The sequence below is a fragment of the Paraclostridium sp. genome, assembly GCF_051656405.1.
Taxonomy (GTDB): Bacteria; Bacillota; Clostridia; order Peptostreptococcales; family Peptostreptococcaceae; genus Paraclostridium.
In genome coordinates this window covers 1-15,979 of record NZ_JBOGBV010000060.1, presented here as the reverse complement: position 1 = coordinate 15,979, position 15,979 = coordinate 1, and the positions used below count along the sequence as shown (strand labels likewise).

Genomic DNA, 15,979 nt, shown 5'->3' with positions numbered 1-15,979 from the left:
TCCTCCAGTTCAAATGATGTATTTTGAAAATTATATCTAAATAACAGTTAAATTAACTGCATCTAATAGCATAATATTCATATGTAGCTAAAAAGTTACACAAAATTTATAAATTAAAAAACATATATAATAAGTAGAAATTTGAAGATAATAATAAAAGTAAATGATTTTCTGGGAAATAATTAGATATAAGGTAGGAATATCTTGAACTAATATTGGCCTTTATGATAAAATAAGTTGCATGTTCACAAAAAGATGAGGTGATTGAATGAGCGAATTAGCAGGAAAAGGCTGTGAAATTATAGTTCCTTTTGATGAAAGACAGCCAATTAAAGATATCGAAAGAAGTATTGTAAAAAAATATCGAAAAAACTTATGGTCTAAGTTTATAAAGGCTATAAGAGCATATAATTTAGTTGAAGAAGGCGACAAGATAGCAGTAGCTATATCTGGAGGAAAAGATAGTTTGCTTATGGCAAAGATGTTCCAAGAGTTAAAAAGACATAGTCAAGTAAACTTTGACGTTGAATTTATAGCTATGGACCCTGGATATCATAAAGATATAAGACAATTATTAGTAGATAACTGTGAATACTTAGATATACCTATACATTTATTTGATTCGAAAATATTTGAAATAGCAGATGAAATAGCAAAAGATTATCCTTGTTATATGTGTGCAAGAATGAGAAGAGGAGCATTATATTCTAAAGCAGAAGAGTTAGGATGTAATAAGTTAGCTTTAGGACATCACTATGATGATGTAATAGAAACGACAATGCTTAATTTATTATGCGCAGGTAACTTTAAAACAATGCTTCCAAAGTTAAAATCTACAAACTTTGATGGAATTGAAATAATAAGACCCCTATATTATATAAGAGAAGAGCATATAGTTAGATTTATACAAAATAGTGGTATATGGCCTTTAAACTGTGCTTGTATGGTAGCGGCTAAAAAGACAGGTAATAAGAGATATGAAATAAAAGATCTTATTAAAAACTTAGGCGATAACTTCAAAGATGTAGAAAAATCTATTTTTAAAGCTGCAGAAAATGTAAATATTGATTCAGTTTTAGGATGGCAACAGGATGGAGAAAAACATTCTTTCCTAGAAAGATTTGAGTAGGGTGTACTTAGTACATCCTTTTTCTTTTAGATTGATATTAGTAAAAATGTATTATAAAATTATATTATGATAAATTTAATTAAGTGGTAAAATGTATAGGTTTTATGCTTTAGAGAGGATGAAGGGGATGAAAAAAATATATATAGATTTTGAGATGAATATGTCAAATTCTAAATATGGAAGAGATATAAATAATGCTGATATTATTGCTATTGGAGCTGTAAAATACGATATGACTACAAAGGACATTTCAAATTTCAAATCGTTGATAAAACCAGTAAGCGAGATTGATATATATCCTCACATAGAAGAACTTACTAAAATAACCAATGAAGAAATTGCTGATGCTCCTACTTATGAAGAAGTAATGAGAGATTTTAAAAGATGGTTAGGTGAGTTTTCGGAAATAGAAGGTATTTATACTTTTGGGAATCTAGATTTAACATGTTTTGCAAATACAGATCGAAGAAGTTCTAAAAAAAATAACCATCCGAGGTTTGTTAATAATATAAAAGATTTATTTATTGACATAAAAAAAGAATACTTGAATAAAGGAATTAGGTGTATAAATTATATATCTTTAAAGAATTTACTTGAATATTCAAATGTTGAATTTGACGGAGAAGCGCATGATCCTTTAGCAGATGCATACAATTTGCTTATATTAGACATGACATTATCTAATAAAAAATGCATAAGAGAATTATTAATTATAAAAGATTTAATAAAAAACCCTTTTGTCGAAATTAATACAAATTTAGAATTTGTTTTTGAAGAATATAAACATAGAGTGCATGTTGATGAAGAAAATGTAAATTTAGATGATATTTCTATAGAGATTTTAAAAACTTTAAGATTATATATAAAGTCTATAATTGATTTAGACATATACAATATAGAATATATAAAAGATGTTAGCAAAAAATTATTTACATTTAAGAACCTTATTGATATAAGAGGGGGATACTTTTATCTATTAGAAAATGTGTACCTAGATATGATGGAATTAATGGAAGATTTATCGTATTATAAGCTAGGTCAAGATCAATATAAACAAGAATTGACTCAAATATTAGAATTATTTAAACAAGATTTAGAAGAAGAAAATTTGAATTTAGAAGAAGTTTTAGAAGCCAGCTACTAAGCGCATTTTAGCAGTAGTTGGTTTGTTTTTGTGTGTATAAAAAATATTATATATAATTTAAATATTTTGAAAATTGTTGCAAGATGATTGGGTTTTGAATTATAATATAGGAAAAGGTTAGCATTTTTGGACAAAAGAGGGGGCTTTAAAAATGGAAGTTATAAAAGGAACAGTATTATTATTAGCAGTACTGACCGCGTTCTCAGTATTTAGTTACAAGGCGCCGCATGGTATGAAGGCTATGGGTGCACTAGCTAGTGCAGCGTGTGCTACATTTTTAGTGGAGGCTATACAGTTTTCATTACTAGGAAATACTCTTGGAATTCCATTTCTTAGTGAACTAGGATCAATAAATGGAGGACTAGGAGGTTTAGTAGCAGCATCATTAGTTATGTTAGCATTAGGCGTTTCTCCGGTATATTCAATGTTACTAGGAATAACTTGTTCAGGATTAGGAATACTACCAGGATTTATAGCTGGATATTTAATGTCATTTGCAGTTAAGTATTTAGAAGAAAAAGTTCCTCCAGGACTTGATTTATTAGTCATGGTAATTGTAATGGCACCAATAACTAGATTAATAGGTGTATCATTGGAACCTGTAGTAAATAGTACATTATTAACAATAGGAGAAGTAATATCAGGATCTACAAATTCAAGTCCAATAGTAATGGGATTAATAATAGGAGGATTCTTCACATTAATATCAACATCTCCGTTAAGTTCTATGGCACTTACAGCTATGCTAGGTTTAACAGGGGTACCTATGGCTATAGCATCACTACCTATATCAGCAACATCTTTTGCAAACTTTATATTATTTAAGAAATTAAAATTTGGAGACACAAGAGATACTATATCTGTTGTAATTGAACCATTAACACAAGCAGATATAATATCAGCAAATCCAATACCTATATATGTAACAAACTTTATAAGTGGGGCACTTGGAGGAGTAGTAGTTTCAGCTATGGGGCTTGTAAACAATGCACCAGGTACAGCTGCACCATCTGCTGGACTTCCAGTTATGTTTGCTTTTAACCCAGCTAAAGAAGTTTTAATATGTATGGCTATATGTGCTGTAATAAGTTCTATTGTAGGATTTGCAGGAAGTTATGTATTTAGAAATCATAAGATAGTTACAGCTGCAGAAATAAGAGGATAATATTTTACATAAACTAAATAAGAATATACAGACTGTCTTACAGTAAATTTGTGCAAGTTTCATACTTAGTTACAGATTTTACTTTGGGGCAGTCTTTTTTACGCTTTAGAAAATTATTTATACAAAAAACATTATCTCCTGTCGTATAAATAAAATCATTTTTTTGGACTTGTATATATAAACTTATATTATAAGAATATAAGGAGGACTATGTATGGAAGGTATAAAAAGTTATTTTGAAATGGTATTTGTTATATTTATTACTTTATCAATGGCATTTATGGGAATTAAGTTATTATTATTTATTTTAGAAATTAGAAAGAATAAAAACAGAAAAAGTATCAATGGATACAGTGAAAAAACAAATAATTTAAGAGGTAGGTATAGAGGCATTAAAAGAAATCAAACTGATGAGAGTGATAATTCAGTTAAAAGTACCAAAATAAGCAATAAAGATGATAAATATGAAATTTTAAAATATGATAATGGAGATACATATAAAGGGGAATTAGTGGATGGAAAAAGAAGTGGATTTGGAATTTGCATTTTTGCAAATAAGGATAGATATGAAGGTTTATGGAAAGAAGATTTGATGCATAGTATAGGAAAGTATATTTATAGCGATGGCTCTGTTTATAGTGGTGATTTTAAATTTGGAGCTGTAGAGGGGATAGGAATGTACACCTTTGTAAATAAAGATATTTATAAAGGTGAGTTTAGAAGTGGGAAAAGAGAAGGAAAAGGACTTATTATATATAACAATGGAGATAAGTTTTCAGGAACTTTTAATGATGGATTAAGAGAAGGAAAAGGCAAGTATGTGTGTAATAATGGAGGAGTATTTGAAGGGGAATATAAAGAGGACAAATTGAATGGAAAAGGAAGCTACTCATATGCTGATGGAAGTAAATATGTAGGTGAATTTAAAAATAATGTATATCATGGAAAAGGTGTATATACTAATGAATCGGGAGATATATATGAAGGTGAATTTAAATATGGATATAAAAAAGGATATGGAATATTAAAGTATAGAAATGGAGAAAGTTATAAAGGTTATTTCAAAGATGGCCAATTTGATGAAAAAGGTTTGTACATATATAAAGATAATTCAATTTATGAAGGCGAATATAAAAGTGGAAAGAAATCTGGAGTAGGAACTTATACATGTGAAAGTTATAGGTACATAGGGGAATGGGAAGATGATAAGAAAAGTGGAATAGGAACATATTATTTATTAAATGGAACAAAGATTGAAGTTTGTATAAAAGATGAAATAATAATTAAAGGGGAGATTATCAGAGAAGGGAAAGAAAATAAAGAGATAAAAAACATAGATATAAGCAAAAATGAAAAAGAGGTAATAAAAAATATTTAAGTAGTTACAATAAGGCTACAAAGCATATACTATAATTACAAAGGTAATTGAAATAGGGTATAGTATACTTAAGGAGGGAGATTTAATGTTTTTAATATGGATTATAATAGGGATAGTATTACTTATAATTGAAGCTGTTACAGTAAGCTTTCTATCTATATTTTTCGCCATAGGCTGCCTTATAGCAGGTTTGGCATCATTTATAATACCTTCTTGGGGTGCACAAATCGTAATAATGTGTATTGTTTCAGGGATAGGAATTATATTTGGTAGAAGTGTACTTCAAAGATACTTTGAGGTAAATAAAGAAATAAAACCATCTACCATAGATGCTTTAATAGGAAAAACTGGTGTAGTAGTAAAAGATATTAGCTCAGACGAACCTGGATTAGTGAAATTAAATGGAGAAGTTTGGAGTGCAACATCAGTTAATTCAATAGAAATACCTAAAGATGCCAATGTAGTTGTTGAAAAAATAGATGGGGTAAAATTAATTGTAAAAATTGCATAAAGGAGGGTTTTAAATGTTTGCATCAATATTCTTTACAGTTTTAATAGTATTAGTTATAGTTTTAGCTTTTTCTACTATTAAAATAGTAAAACAATCAGAAGTTATTATAGTAGAAAGATTAGGAAAGTATTGGAAAACAGGTGAATCAGGATTAAATTTAGTGATTCCTATATTAGATAGAGTTGTTAAAAAAATAGATCTTAGAACTCAAGTTATAGATTCTCCACCACAACCTGTTATAACTAAAGACAACGTTACGATGTCAATTGATACGGTTGTGTACTATCAAATTACAGATTCTTTTAAGGCAACTTATGAAATAGCTAATTTAGTTCAAGCTATAAGATATTTAACAACTACTACATTAAGGGATGTAATAGGAACTATGGAACTAGATAGAACGCTATCTTCAAGAGATGATGTAAATAATAAACTTAGAATAATACTTGATGAAGCTACTGATAAATGGGGAGTAAGAGTAGAAAGAGTTGAAATTAAAAACATAGATCTTCCAGCGGATATAAAAGAAGCCATGGAAAAACAAATGAGAGCAGAGAGAGAAAAACGTGCAGTTATACTTCAAGCAGAAGGTACAAAACAATCTGCTATAACTCAGGCACAAGGACATAAAGAGTCTCAAATATTAAAGGCAGAAGGAGAAAAGCAAACTGCTATACTTCATGCAGAAGCTAAGAGAGAGTCTCAAATTAGAATTGCAGAAGGTGAAGCAGAGGCAATCAATAAAATTGCAGAAGCAGAAGCAAATAGAGTTAGAATGGTATATGAAGCTCTTAAAAATGCTAATGTGGATGAGGCAATGTTATCTGTTAAATATGTAGAAGCATTAAGCGAAATGGCTAAAGGTGAAAATAAAGTATTCATTCCATATGAATCACAAGGATTACTTGGAAGCATAGGAGCTATAAAAGAATTAATAGCTGATAAAAAATAAATTTAAAGAATAAAAATGTCTTAAGAATTAAACCTTAGGACATTTTTTACGCTTAAAGTAATTACACTTATTAAGAACTAATGATAACCTATTAAAATTAGTTATATCAAGTAACTATGTTTTGAAAGTAAAAAAGATTTTGAGCAACAGACGAAGTTGTTGGCGACATGAAGTGGTTCGCAGACGTAGTCGCTCAAGCGAAGCGAATTTTTTACGCTTAAGGCTTATCACAATATAACTTTAAATTGTATATAATTCAGTATGAATGTTATCAAAGGAGTTGTATTAGATGAGCAAAATGAGATTGCTTCCATATAAAGTAAATGAAGTTAGGAGAGAGACCAAAATAGTTTCCTATGGGGTCAAAATGATTAGAGCTGATAAATTTTGGGCTAAATCAAACCGTGGAAAAGGAATTACGGTAGCTATTATAGATACAGGTTGTGATGTTGAGCACAAAGCACTAAAAAATAATATAGTACACACAAGAAACTTTACAAAAGATGATAACTCAAATAAAGATATAGCTAATGATTATGTAGGCCATGGAACTCATGTTGCTGGAATTGTTCTTAGTGTTGCGCCTGAATGTAGTCTTATGATTTTAAAGGCTCTAAATGGAGATGGAGAAGGCGAGTATAAGTGGATAATAAATGCTATTAATTATGCTACAAGCAAGAAGGTAGATATTATAAGTATGTCATTAGGTGGATATATTGATGATGAAAATCTTCATAAAGCTATAAGAAAAGCTGCAAGCAATAATATATTAGTGGTCTGTGCAGCAGGAAATGATGGAGATAATAACTCATCTACAAATGAATACTCTTATCCAGCTTCATATAGTGAAGTTATTTCAGTTGGAGCTGTAGATGAGAATGCTAAACCTGCATATTTTTCAAATAGCAATAATTTTCTAGACGTAATGGCACCAGGGGTAGGTATTTTGTCTACTTATAAAAATAACTCGTATGCAATTTTAGATGGAACAAGTATGGCGGCCCCTCATGTTAGTGGAGCGCTAGCGCTTATAAAGAACTACTCAGATGGAGCGTTTGAAAGAGAACTAAGCGAGCCAGAAATATATGCACAACTTATTAAGTTTACTTTAGACTTAAGTTATGATAAAAAGGTTCAAGGAAATGGATTGGTATTTTTAGAAAGTCCTAAAATTCCTAAAAAAGGATTTAAATAAATAGTAAAACTAATTTTTGATATTAAGATATAAAAAAGGACAAGAATTATTTATAAATATGAAAAGAAAAAGCATTAACATAATTTGTTATTGCTTTTTCTTTTTTAATATATGCTAAAATTTGATATAATTATATATATAATTATATGAAGGTGAGAGGTTTTATATGAAAAAAGAATTTATTGTAGTAGATTTAGAAACTACTGGTTTAGATCCATACAAAGGTTGCGAGATTATAGAGATTGGTGTAACTGAGATTATAGATAATAAAATAGGTAGAAATTATTCAAGATTAATAAAACCTAATGGAATAATTCCTACATTTATAAGTGATATAACGAACATAAGCAATGAAATGGTAGAAAATGAAAAAAGTTTAGAAGAAGTTTTACCTAAGTTTAGAGAATATGTAGGTGAAAAAACAATAATTGCACATAATGCTAAATTTGATTTAAAGTTCTTGAATTTTTATTTAGATAAAATGGGTCTAGAGCCTATTAATAATCATATATGTACTCTAGAACTTTTAAAGCAGAACAAAGAATATAAAGGAAAAAATAAAAAATTAGAAACTGCGTGTGAGTACTATAATATAGAAAATAAAAATGCACATAGAGCAGATAGTGATACACTAGCTACTGCAAAATTATTTCTTGAACTAAATAAGTAACAAAAAACCCTTATGCTTACTAAAATAAGTATAAGGGTTTTTTAAGTATACAAAATTGAATTTGTTTTTTTAGTGTTTATTTATACTTAAAAATCATAGTATATATAAGTCATAAAAATGCAGAGTTAGGAGTGACAGTAATGGGGGTTATGATAGGAGTGTTTTTAGGTGGTGATACTATATTATGGATATAATTACTAATATAGACTTAAAAATAATAAAACCTTTAAAATCTGAAGGGGTTAATTCAAAGTTATATTTAGTTGAAGATAGTCAAATGGGGAGACAATTCATATTAAAGAAAATAAAAAAATCATCTTTTAAAAATCCAGAAAAATGTTTTGAAGAACCAAAAAAAATATGTAAAGCAAATCATCCGAATATAATAAAAATAAATCATGTATCATATGATGATGAAAATATATATATAACAATGCCTTATTATAAAAATGGATCACTATATCATTTATTAGAAACAAGAAATTTAACTATAAGAGAAATAAAGAATTATGCATTAGATTTTTTATATGCTGTTGAGTATATACACAATATAGGAATTGCACATTGTGACATAAAACCAAATAATATACTTATAAGTAATGAAAATAAAGCTGTATTAACTGATTTTGGTTCAGCTGTATATTTAAATAAAAATGGAGTTGGTAAATTAAGAAATGTTTATTATAAACACATAGCTCCAGAACAATGTAAGAGCACTGTTATAGATAGAAAAGTTGATATATACCAAATAGGTACAACTTTGTATAGAATGTGTAATGGAAATTTAGAATATAATAACCAATTAAAAAAATATAAAGATATAAACATGGTTAAAGTAGCATCAGCATGTGGTAAATTTCCTAAAAGAAATAAATATTTACCGCACGTCCCTAAAGACATGATAAATATAATTGAAAAATGCATAAATGTAAGTCCACAAGATCGATATGAAAATGTATCAGAGATAATTAAAGATATTAAGTGTATAAATGAGAACTTAGATTGGAAATACGAAGGTAGTGATGAAAATCATTATTTTACAAGAAGGAATAATGATAATACTATTATACAAATTATAGTTAGTGAGGATTCAGGTTATTGGAATATAAAAACTATAAGAGTTAATAAGGAAAGTAGAAAATATAATATATATAAAGGTTATTGTTATGAATATATAGAGAGAAAATACGAGGCTTTTAAGGAAGTAAATAAAATAATAGCCTTACTTTCATACCGATCAAAGTAAGGCTTTTAAAGGGGTAAAATATATTATAAAAAGGGGTTTATTAGGGAATATATTTTATTTGGGGAGTAAAAATTTTAAGGTTATCAGGGGAATAACCTTCTGAAATAATAATAACAAGATTCGACAAATATGTCAACAATTTTCGACAAAAAAGTATAAAATAAATCAAATTGAATTTTGGATTTGAAAATAGACAAAAAAAAGAAAAGCTAAGAGCTTTTCTTTTTTTGTCTATTTAATTTATGTATTATTCTGGTTGAGGAGCGTCAACAGGACATACGCTGTTACAAGTTCCACACTCTATACATACATCAGGATCTATAACGTATTTGTCATCTCCTGCAGATATACAACTAACTGGACATTCTGGTTCACATGCTCCACAACTTATGCAAGCATCATTTATTTTGTAAGCCATAATAAATACCTCCTAAAATTTTGTTCAGATTTATTATACCCTAAAAAATCAAGTTTACACAAAAATTTCAAAATTTATATAAAATAATTTTAAATAATAAGTACAAAAAAACATAAAACTATAGACAATTAAAGTTTTGATTTATTTGGCATAAAAAGGTATAATTACTCATATATTTAAAAAGGAGAGAAAAAAATGAGTTATTATGATGATGGAAATAATAAAATAAGGCGTAAAAAAATTAGCTCTCATAATGGAAACTCAAAAACTCAAGTTATTAAAAAAAATAACATAAATAGAGCTGAGAATAGTATGAATTATGATAATAGAAAAGAATATACAAGTAGTGGAAAAAGAGTTGAAAAAGTAAGAGCTAAAAAGAAATTAAGAAATAAAAAGTTTTTAGGAGTACTAAAAAAATCATTAATATTTTTACTTATAATATCATTTGTAGGAGCTATAGCTGGAAATGTATTAATGAATGTAATGTTTAAAAATACTCCTGAACTTACATACTCATATATGAAGGATAAATCAATAAGTAGTGAATATGTGAGTATAAGTAAAATTCCTGTGAATTTACAAAATGCGATAGTTTCTATAGAAGATGAACGATTTTATGATAATAAAGGTGTAGATTACATGGCTTTAGCGAGGTCGGTTGTACACAATGCTATAAGTAAATCTACACAAGGTGGAAGCACACTTGAAATGCAACTTTCAAAGAATCTTTTAACTACTACAGATCAAACTATAAAAAGAAAACTTAAAGACATGTATAACGCTAAGCAAATGAATAAACATATGAATAAACGAGAAATATTAGAACTTTATTTAAATAATATATATTTAGGGAAAAGTTCATATGGAGTTGAAAAAGGAGCCAAAATCTATTTTGACAAAAATGTAAGTGAACTTAATTTAGGTGAATGTGCGTTATTGGCTGGTATAACAAATAATCCAGGACTATACTCCACAGATTATGAAGCAGCTAAAAAAAGACGAGATATAATTTTATATAAAATGCAAGAGTTAGGATATATAACTAAAGATGAATATGAGACAGCTAAAAAGCAAGAAACTCCAATGAATATAAAGTAAAAGAGGTGTATTATGAGTAATTTTAAATTTAAATTTAGAGAAAAAGATTATGAACTAAATGAAAGCAACTGTAGTGGGCTAATAAATGATGAGGAAAAACCAGTATCTAACATAGATTTAGATGAGGTTTTAAGATTATTAAATCAAGATGAAGATATTGATTTTGATTTAGAGTACTACCAAGAAGCCTGTCCAGAGTGTTTAGCCGGAGTTAAAGAAAAACAAAAATTCTTTGGATTCTTAGAATATCATTTTTATGTTTTTTCAAAGGATGGTAAATATGTAATTAGTGATATAGATAAAGAATATGAAGGACTGTCATTTAATAAGTTAAGTAGATCTGGAAAAGTAGATGATAGTTATATAGTAAGTATAATAATATGTGAACATTGTAGTGATTATATAGTTCAAATAGAAAATTGTATAGTATAAAAAGCTGCTTTTATAGCAGCTTTTTTTATGGCTATATATAAGTATTAAAAACAACAGTTACTTGAGCTGTAACTATTAAATCCCCTGATGATAGATAAGGAGAGCTTGCATATCCAACATCTCTTTTACTTACGGAGTAAATAGAAGTACTATTTTCAAAAATACTTTCAGGTAAAGGTCTTAATTTTATACCAAGGTTTTTAGCTAACAATGCACCTTTATCCAATGCATCTTGAGTTGCAGCTAAAAGTGCCTCTTTATAATGAGGCGCTGTATCAGATACAGTAAATGAAATATTAATATTACTATTAGCTCCGTTTTCTATAGCTAAAGAGTAAATATCACCTAAATTTTTTAGATCAGTGATTTCAATTCTTAAAGTAGTAGTAATTTCATAAGCGACAAGTTCATTTGTTATATTGTCATATTTTTTATTTATAGAAACATCATAAGCATTTATATTTTCTTTTGGAATACCATAGTCAGTTAGGCTAATTATTATAGCATTTACAGTATTTGAATTTTCTACCTGAGCTACTTGAACATCAGGATTAGATGTAGTTACACCTACTGTCAATAAAGCTAAGTCAGCCTTAACTCTAACAGTTCCGACTCCATTTATAGAGAGTTGTCCTTTCTCTCTAATTGCATTCATATTCATATATTGCATAAAATATCCCCTTTCAACAATCACATATACTATAAATATACTAATTTAAAATAAAATTTATTCCTAAGATAAGACTTGATTATAAATAATGACATATAGTAAAAGTACTATAGGATGAAATAAAATTTGAAAGGTAGTATAATAATGTAAGTAAAAAAGAACTAAATTTTTATTTATATACAATTTTACATATAAAGTTAGGAGGTAAAAATGCAACCATTAGCTGATAAATTAAGACCTCAACAAATAGATGACATGATAGGGCAAACTCACATAATAGGAAAAGGAAAAATTATAAATAAACTTATTGATAATAAAACTATTCCAAATATGATTTTATATGGGCCACCTGGGACGGGAAAAACTACATTGGCGAATATAATAGCTAATGTAACAGGTAAAAAATATATAAAGTTGAACGCAGTTAATTGTGGAACTAAAGAAATTAAAGATGCTATAGATAGCAGTAAAAGGGATTTATTTTCATATAACGGAATAATTTTAATGTTAGACGAGATACAAGCTTTAAATAGAAAGCAACAACAATCACTTCTTGAAGTTATAGAGGATGGTTCAGTTACATTAATAGCAAGTACAGCTGACAATCCATATTTTGTAGTATATAAAGCTATATTAAGTAGAAGTACTATATTCGAATTTAAATCAATAAATAAAAATGATATATTTGTAGGTCTAAAAAAATCTGTAGAAAAAATTAAAAAACTTAATACATATGAGAGTGTAAATGTTGACGAGAATGCATTAGAGTATATTTCTCAAACTTGTAATGGCGATATGAGAAGTGCATTAAATAAGCTAGAGTTAGTTATTAATTTAGGAACAGATATAAAATCTAATAATGTAAATATAACACTAGAAAATGTTATGGATTGTTCAACTATAAAAATGATGAATTTTGATAGAGGTGGAGATGATGGATATTCTATACTATCTGCATTTCATAAATCTCTTAGAGGATCAGATGCAGATGCAGCTATACATTATTTAGCAAGACTTGTAAAAGCAGGAGATATACAAGGAATAACAAGAAGGTTATTGTGTGTTGCAAGTGAGGATGTAGGGCTTGCTGTTCCTCAAGCTATAACCATAACTGAAGCTTGTGTTTCAGCAGCTCTTAAATTAGGGTTCCCAGAAGCAAGAATTCCTCTTGCGCAAGCTACAATATACTTAGCACAGTGTCCAAAATCAAATTCAGTAATAAGTGCTATAGATTTAGCACTAGCTGATTTAGATAGTATAGAAACAGGAGATATACCTATGCACTTAAAAGATGCTCATTACTCAGGGGCAGCTAAGCTGGGTAGAGGGCTTGAATATAAATATCCTCATGACTATGAAAATAATTACGTAGATCAACAGTATTTACCTGATCCTATAAAGGATAGAAAGTATTATACTCATGGATTAAATAAAAATGAAAAATCATTTGAGCAGTATTGGAAAACTTTAAAGAATAGAAATGATTAATTAAAATTAAAAAAAGTACAGCTTAGATGCTGTACCTTTTTATTATATTCTTTTATATATTAGTGGATCAACAAATCCAAAAGTTATCTTATCATTTTTATAAAAAACTTCACTTACATATAATGTAGAGTCTTCTATTCTTTCTTTTAGTTCGAATTTAGTTACAGGTGAAAAATGACTAGTACTTTCTCCAGTAAATACTCCATTAGACTCATCATAGACCATAGGTGTAAACTTTTCAGATGTAATTAAATCATTATAATCCATTGTTAAGGATTCATTGTCATTTCTAAAATCTTCTTTTTTAACTCCTTCAGGTAATTCATATGATGTTAATACAACTTTATTATCTTCATTTAGTGTAAATAAAAATAAATGAGGTAATATGTTGCTGAAATTACCTTGTTTATAATAGCTTTCTTCTATAACAAAGTAACCTTTAAAATCTTTAGGTAAATTTTTTATTTTATCATTACATATACCATTTATATGTTTTGCATAAGGGTGTTTTACCTCATCTTTTTTAAATTCAGATTCTATTTGCTCATCGTTATTAAATGTTCCACATAAATTTTTAACAAAGACATCTAATACAGTCATAATTAACCCTTCTTTCTGAAATTATTAAAACTAATATATCACTATGAAAATACATTTTCAAGTAATTTGACTATAAAAATAAATTTTTGTTTTAATTTGATATAATTATAAAATAATAACTAATTTAATGAAGGAAAAAAGCCTTATAAAAAAGAATAAATAAATAACTAATAACATATTATTTAGCATTAAACTTATATGTCGGAGGATAAAATGATTCTAAAGTTAGATGAATGTTACCATAATCAAATTATTGAATACTTAAGAAGAGAAGAAGATTTTAATTTATTTGTAATAGGGGATATTGAAAGATATGGATATGATAATCAATTCTTTAATATATGGGGAGATTTAAATACCGTTGGAGATATAAATGGATTACTTATACAATACTTTGATCTATTAACGTTGTATTCTTATGATAATAGCGATTTGACTTGCTTTATTAATCATATAAATAGCTTACCATTTAGTAACATAAATGGTAAAATTGAAACTTTAAAATATATAGAGCCATATATTAATTATGATAGAAAAAGAATTGTTAACTTTTGTATATTGAAAAATCGAAGCTATTTAAATGAATATAAAGTAGATAGTGATGTCAAAAAAATTAGATTTGGAAAAATAGGTAAGGTGCTTAATTTATATGAAGATATAAATGAATTTCAAAAACCTACAATACAAAGTATAAGAGAAAATTTAAGAACTGGAAGAGGTTATTACATTGAAAAAGATAAAAAAATTGTATCTATGGCAAAATCTACATCAGAAAGTGCTACACATGCAATGATAGTTGGAGTAGGTACACACCCTATGTATAGGAATAAGGGGTATGCAACAAAATGTATAGTTAAGTTATGTAATAATTTGATAAATGAAAAAAAGAAGCCATGCTTATTTTATGATAATGAAGATGCCGGAAAAATTTATAAAAAATTAGGGTTTAAAGAAGTTGGTCAGTGGGTAATTTATTATAGGTGAAGAATAAAAAGAGTTGAAAACACAAGGTTTTAACTCTTTTTTTAATTCCTACAAAAATAGTATGAATTTAATGTTGACAAGATCACTAGGATATAATAAAATAATCTTGAAGATAAAACCTAGTAAGTTAGTCGGGAATACCTATTTGAAAAGAAGGTGTATAAAATGAAGTTATCAACTAAAGGTAGATACGGACTAAAAGCAATATTTGAGCTTTCGTTGACACAGAAAAATGGACCAGTTCCATTAAGACAAATAGCTCAAAAGCAAAATATATCAGAGCAATATTTAGAGCAAATATTTTCTGCACTTAAAAAAGCTGGATTGATTAAAAGTGTAAGGGGTGCTCAAGGAGGATATTTATTAGTTAAAGAACCTAAAGATATAACTGTAGGAGATATACTAATAGTACTTGAAGGTCCTGTTTCAATATCAGACTGTGTAGTAGATGAAGATATATGTGAAAACTCCGACATATGTGTTACCAAAATTGTTTGGGAGAGACTTAAAAAAGGTATTGAAGATGTTATAAATTCAATAACACTTCAAAACATGATAGATGATTACAATAAAAATAAAAACATAAATGATATAACAGATTTAATTATAAAATAGATTTAGGAGATGAATGAAATGGAAAAAAGAAAAATATATATGGATTATTCGGCTACAACTCCTGTAAAACAAGAAGTATTAGATGCTATGATGCCTTACTTCACTGAAACTTTCGGAAATGCATCAAGTTTTCATTCTTTCGGGAGAGATGCAAAGAATGTTTTAGATAAATCAAGAGAAACTGTAGCTAATCTTATAAATGCAAAACCAAATGAAATATACTTTACAGCTGGTGGAACAGAAAGTGACAACTGGGCAATAGAAGGAGTTGCTTTTGCAAA

18 protein-coding genes are annotated in these 15,979 nt (G+C 27.8%); 15 read left to right on the top strand and 3 right to left on the bottom strand.

Features of this window, described 5'->3' with window-relative positions:
- Nucleotides 1-268 precede the first annotated feature (268 nt).
- The 9 genes from ACRDDE_RS08795 to ACRDDE_RS08755 all read left to right on the top strand — a co-directional run bounded on the left by ACRDDE_RS08795 (nucleotide 269) and on the right by ACRDDE_RS08755 (nucleotide 9,390).
- Nucleotides 269-1,129 (top strand): tRNA 2-thiocytidine biosynthesis TtcA family protein, encoded by an 861-nt coding sequence (locus ACRDDE_RS08795; RefSeq protein WP_438626899.1) that lies wholly within the window; start codon nucleotides 269-271, stop codon nucleotides 1,127-1,129.
- A 127-nt stretch (nucleotides 1,130-1,256) separates the two neighbouring features.
- Nucleotides 1,257-2,273: an exonuclease domain-containing protein gene (locus ACRDDE_RS08790; protein ID WP_438626898.1), complete on the top strand. Its 1,017-nt coding sequence runs from the start codon at nucleotides 1,257-1,259 to the stop codon at nucleotides 2,271-2,273.
- 151 nt (nucleotides 2,274-2,424) lie between these two features.
- Nucleotides 2,425-3,438 (top strand): PTS sugar transporter subunit IIC, encoded by a 1,014-nt coding sequence (locus tag ACRDDE_RS08785; protein WP_438626897.1) that lies wholly within the window; start codon nucleotides 2,425-2,427, stop codon nucleotides 3,436-3,438.
- 214 nt (nucleotides 3,439-3,652) lie between these two features.
- Nucleotides 3,653-4,816: an MORN repeat-containing protein gene (locus tag ACRDDE_RS08780; RefSeq protein WP_438626896.1), complete on the top strand. Its 1,164-nt coding sequence runs from the start codon at nucleotides 3,653-3,655 to the stop codon at nucleotides 4,814-4,816.
- Nucleotides 4,817-4,901: 85 nt separating this feature from the next.
- A complete protein-coding gene (locus tag ACRDDE_RS08775) occupies nucleotides 4,902-5,327 on the top strand; it encodes an NfeD family protein (RefSeq protein ID WP_438626895.1) in 426 nt (141 codons plus the stop codon).
- Between the two features lie 13 nt (nucleotides 5,328-5,340).
- Nucleotides 5,341-6,279, top strand: coding sequence for an SPFH domain-containing protein (locus ACRDDE_RS08770; protein WP_438626894.1), 939 nt, complete (start codon nucleotides 5,341-5,343; stop codon nucleotides 6,277-6,279).
- Between the two features lie 289 nt (nucleotides 6,280-6,568).
- A complete protein-coding gene (locus ACRDDE_RS08765) occupies nucleotides 6,569-7,474 on the top strand; it encodes a S8 family peptidase (RefSeq protein ID WP_438626893.1) in 906 nt (301 codons plus the stop codon).
- A 166-nt stretch (nucleotides 7,475-7,640) separates the two neighbouring features.
- Nucleotides 7,641-8,144: a 3'-5' exonuclease gene (locus tag ACRDDE_RS08760; protein WP_021429918.1), complete on the top strand. Its 504-nt coding sequence runs from the start codon at nucleotides 7,641-7,643 to the stop codon at nucleotides 8,142-8,144.
- 184 nt (nucleotides 8,145-8,328) lie between these two features.
- On the top strand, nucleotides 8,329-9,390 hold the full coding sequence (locus ACRDDE_RS08755; protein WP_438626892.1) for a serine/threonine-protein kinase: 1,062 nt from the start codon (nucleotides 8,329-8,331) through the stop codon (nucleotides 9,388-9,390).
- 247 nt (nucleotides 9,391-9,637) lie between these two features.
- Here the strand turns inward: ACRDDE_RS08755 and ACRDDE_RS08750 are convergent, their stop codons facing one another.
- On the bottom strand, nucleotides 9,638-9,808 hold the full coding sequence (locus ACRDDE_RS08750) for a 4Fe-4S binding protein (RefSeq protein WP_021429849.1): 171 nt from the start codon (nucleotides 9,806-9,808) through the stop codon (nucleotides 9,638-9,640).
- 195 nt (nucleotides 9,809-10,003) lie between these two features.
- On the opposite strand from ACRDDE_RS08750, the gene ACRDDE_RS08745 reads away from it, so the two are divergent.
- Nucleotides 10,004-10,909, top strand: coding sequence for a transglycosylase domain-containing protein (locus ACRDDE_RS08745; protein ID WP_438626891.1), 906 nt, complete (start codon nucleotides 10,004-10,006; stop codon nucleotides 10,907-10,909).
- Nucleotides 10,910-10,921: 12 nt separating this feature from the next.
- On the top strand, nucleotides 10,922-11,341 hold the full coding sequence (locus ACRDDE_RS08740; RefSeq protein WP_438626890.1) for a DUF3785 family protein: 420 nt from the start codon (nucleotides 10,922-10,924) through the stop codon (nucleotides 11,339-11,341).
- Between the two features lie 31 nt (nucleotides 11,342-11,372).
- Here ACRDDE_RS08740 and ACRDDE_RS08735 read toward each other — a convergent pair whose 3' ends face one another.
- On the bottom strand, nucleotides 11,373-12,011 hold the full coding sequence (locus ACRDDE_RS08735; protein WP_438626889.1) for an SIMPL domain-containing protein: 639 nt from the start codon (nucleotides 12,009-12,011) through the stop codon (nucleotides 11,373-11,375).
- A gap of 210 nt (nucleotides 12,012-12,221) precedes the next feature.
- Here ACRDDE_RS08735 and ACRDDE_RS08730 point away from each other — a divergent pair, with 210 nt between their 5' ends.
- Nucleotides 12,222-13,499, top strand: a complete 1,278-nt coding sequence (locus ACRDDE_RS08730; protein ID WP_438626888.1) for a replication-associated recombination protein A — start codon at nucleotides 12,222-12,224, stop codon at nucleotides 13,497-13,499.
- 42 nt (nucleotides 13,500-13,541) lie between these two features.
- Here the strand turns inward: ACRDDE_RS08730 and ACRDDE_RS08725 are convergent, their stop codons facing one another.
- Nucleotides 13,542-14,099 (bottom strand): hypothetical protein, encoded by a 558-nt coding sequence (locus ACRDDE_RS08725; protein ID WP_438626887.1) that lies wholly within the window; start codon nucleotides 14,097-14,099, stop codon nucleotides 13,542-13,544.
- Nucleotides 14,100-14,312: 213 nt separating this feature from the next.
- Between ACRDDE_RS08725 and ACRDDE_RS08720 the strand changes: the two genes are divergently transcribed.
- The 3 genes from ACRDDE_RS08720 to ACRDDE_RS08710 all read left to right on the top strand — a co-directional run.
- The gene (locus ACRDDE_RS08720; RefSeq protein ID WP_438626886.1) at nucleotides 14,313-15,083 is read left to right on the top strand and encodes a GNAT family N-acetyltransferase; all 771 of its coding nucleotides are present in this window, start codon (nucleotides 14,313-14,315) and stop codon (nucleotides 15,081-15,083) included.
- Between the two features lie 165 nt (nucleotides 15,084-15,248).
- Complete coding sequence (locus tag ACRDDE_RS08715; RefSeq protein WP_438626885.1) at nucleotides 15,249-15,698, top strand: RrF2 family transcriptional regulator; 450 nt, start codon at nucleotides 15,249-15,251, stop codon at nucleotides 15,696-15,698.
- Nucleotides 15,699-15,716: 18 nt separating this feature from the next.
- A partial coding sequence (locus tag ACRDDE_RS08710) for an aminotransferase class V-fold PLP-dependent enzyme (RefSeq protein ID WP_438626884.1) occupies nucleotides 15,717-15,979 on the top strand: 263 nt, incomplete at its 3' end.

What these genes read in the sequence shown, in the direction of transcription:
- ACRDDE_RS08795 (WP_438626899.1), top strand. Translation starts at nt 269, where the DNA reads ATGAGCGAATTAGCAGGAAAAGGCTGTGAAATTATAGTTCCTTTTGAT.
- ACRDDE_RS08790 (WP_438626898.1), top strand. Translation starts at nt 1,257, where the DNA reads ATGAAAAAAATATATATAGATTTTGAGATGAATATGTCAAATTCTAAA.
- ACRDDE_RS08785 (WP_438626897.1), top strand. Translation starts at nt 2,425, where the DNA reads ATGGAAGTTATAAAAGGAACAGTATTATTATTAGCAGTACTGACCGCG.
- ACRDDE_RS08780 (WP_438626896.1), top strand. Translation starts at nt 3,653, where the DNA reads ATGGAAGGTATAAAAAGTTATTTTGAAATGGTATTTGTTATATTTATT.
- ACRDDE_RS08775 (WP_438626895.1), top strand. Translation starts at nt 4,902, where the DNA reads ATGTTTTTAATATGGATTATAATAGGGATAGTATTACTTATAATTGAA.
- ACRDDE_RS08770 (WP_438626894.1), top strand. Translation starts at nt 5,341, where the DNA reads ATGTTTGCATCAATATTCTTTACAGTTTTAATAGTATTAGTTATAGTT.
- ACRDDE_RS08765 (WP_438626893.1), top strand. Translation starts at nt 6,569, where the DNA reads ATGAGCAAAATGAGATTGCTTCCATATAAAGTAAATGAAGTTAGGAGA.
- ACRDDE_RS08760 (WP_021429918.1), top strand. Translation starts at nt 7,641, where the DNA reads ATGAAAAAAGAATTTATTGTAGTAGATTTAGAAACTACTGGTTTAGAT.
- ACRDDE_RS08755 (WP_438626892.1), top strand. Translation starts at nt 8,329, where the DNA reads ATGGATATAATTACTAATATAGACTTAAAAATAATAAAACCTTTAAAA.
- ACRDDE_RS08750 (WP_021429849.1), bottom strand. Translation starts at nt 9,808, where the DNA reads ATGGCTTACAAAATAAATGATGCTTGCATAAGTTGTGGAGCATGTGAA.
- ACRDDE_RS08745 (WP_438626891.1), top strand. Translation starts at nt 10,004, where the DNA reads ATGAGTTATTATGATGATGGAAATAATAAAATAAGGCGTAAAAAAATT.
- ACRDDE_RS08740 (WP_438626890.1), top strand. Translation starts at nt 10,922, where the DNA reads ATGAGTAATTTTAAATTTAAATTTAGAGAAAAAGATTATGAACTAAAT.
- ACRDDE_RS08735 (WP_438626889.1), bottom strand. Translation starts at nt 12,011, where the DNA reads ATGCAATATATGAATATGAATGCAATTAGAGAGAAAGGACAACTCTCT.
- ACRDDE_RS08730 (WP_438626888.1), top strand. Translation starts at nt 12,222, where the DNA reads ATGCAACCATTAGCTGATAAATTAAGACCTCAACAAATAGATGACATG.
- ACRDDE_RS08725 (WP_438626887.1), bottom strand. Translation starts at nt 14,099, where the DNA reads ATGACTGTATTAGATGTCTTTGTTAAAAATTTATGTGGAACATTTAAT.
- ACRDDE_RS08720 (WP_438626886.1), top strand. Translation starts at nt 14,313, where the DNA reads ATGATTCTAAAGTTAGATGAATGTTACCATAATCAAATTATTGAATAC.
- ACRDDE_RS08715 (WP_438626885.1), top strand. Translation starts at nt 15,249, where the DNA reads ATGAAGTTATCAACTAAAGGTAGATACGGACTAAAAGCAATATTTGAG.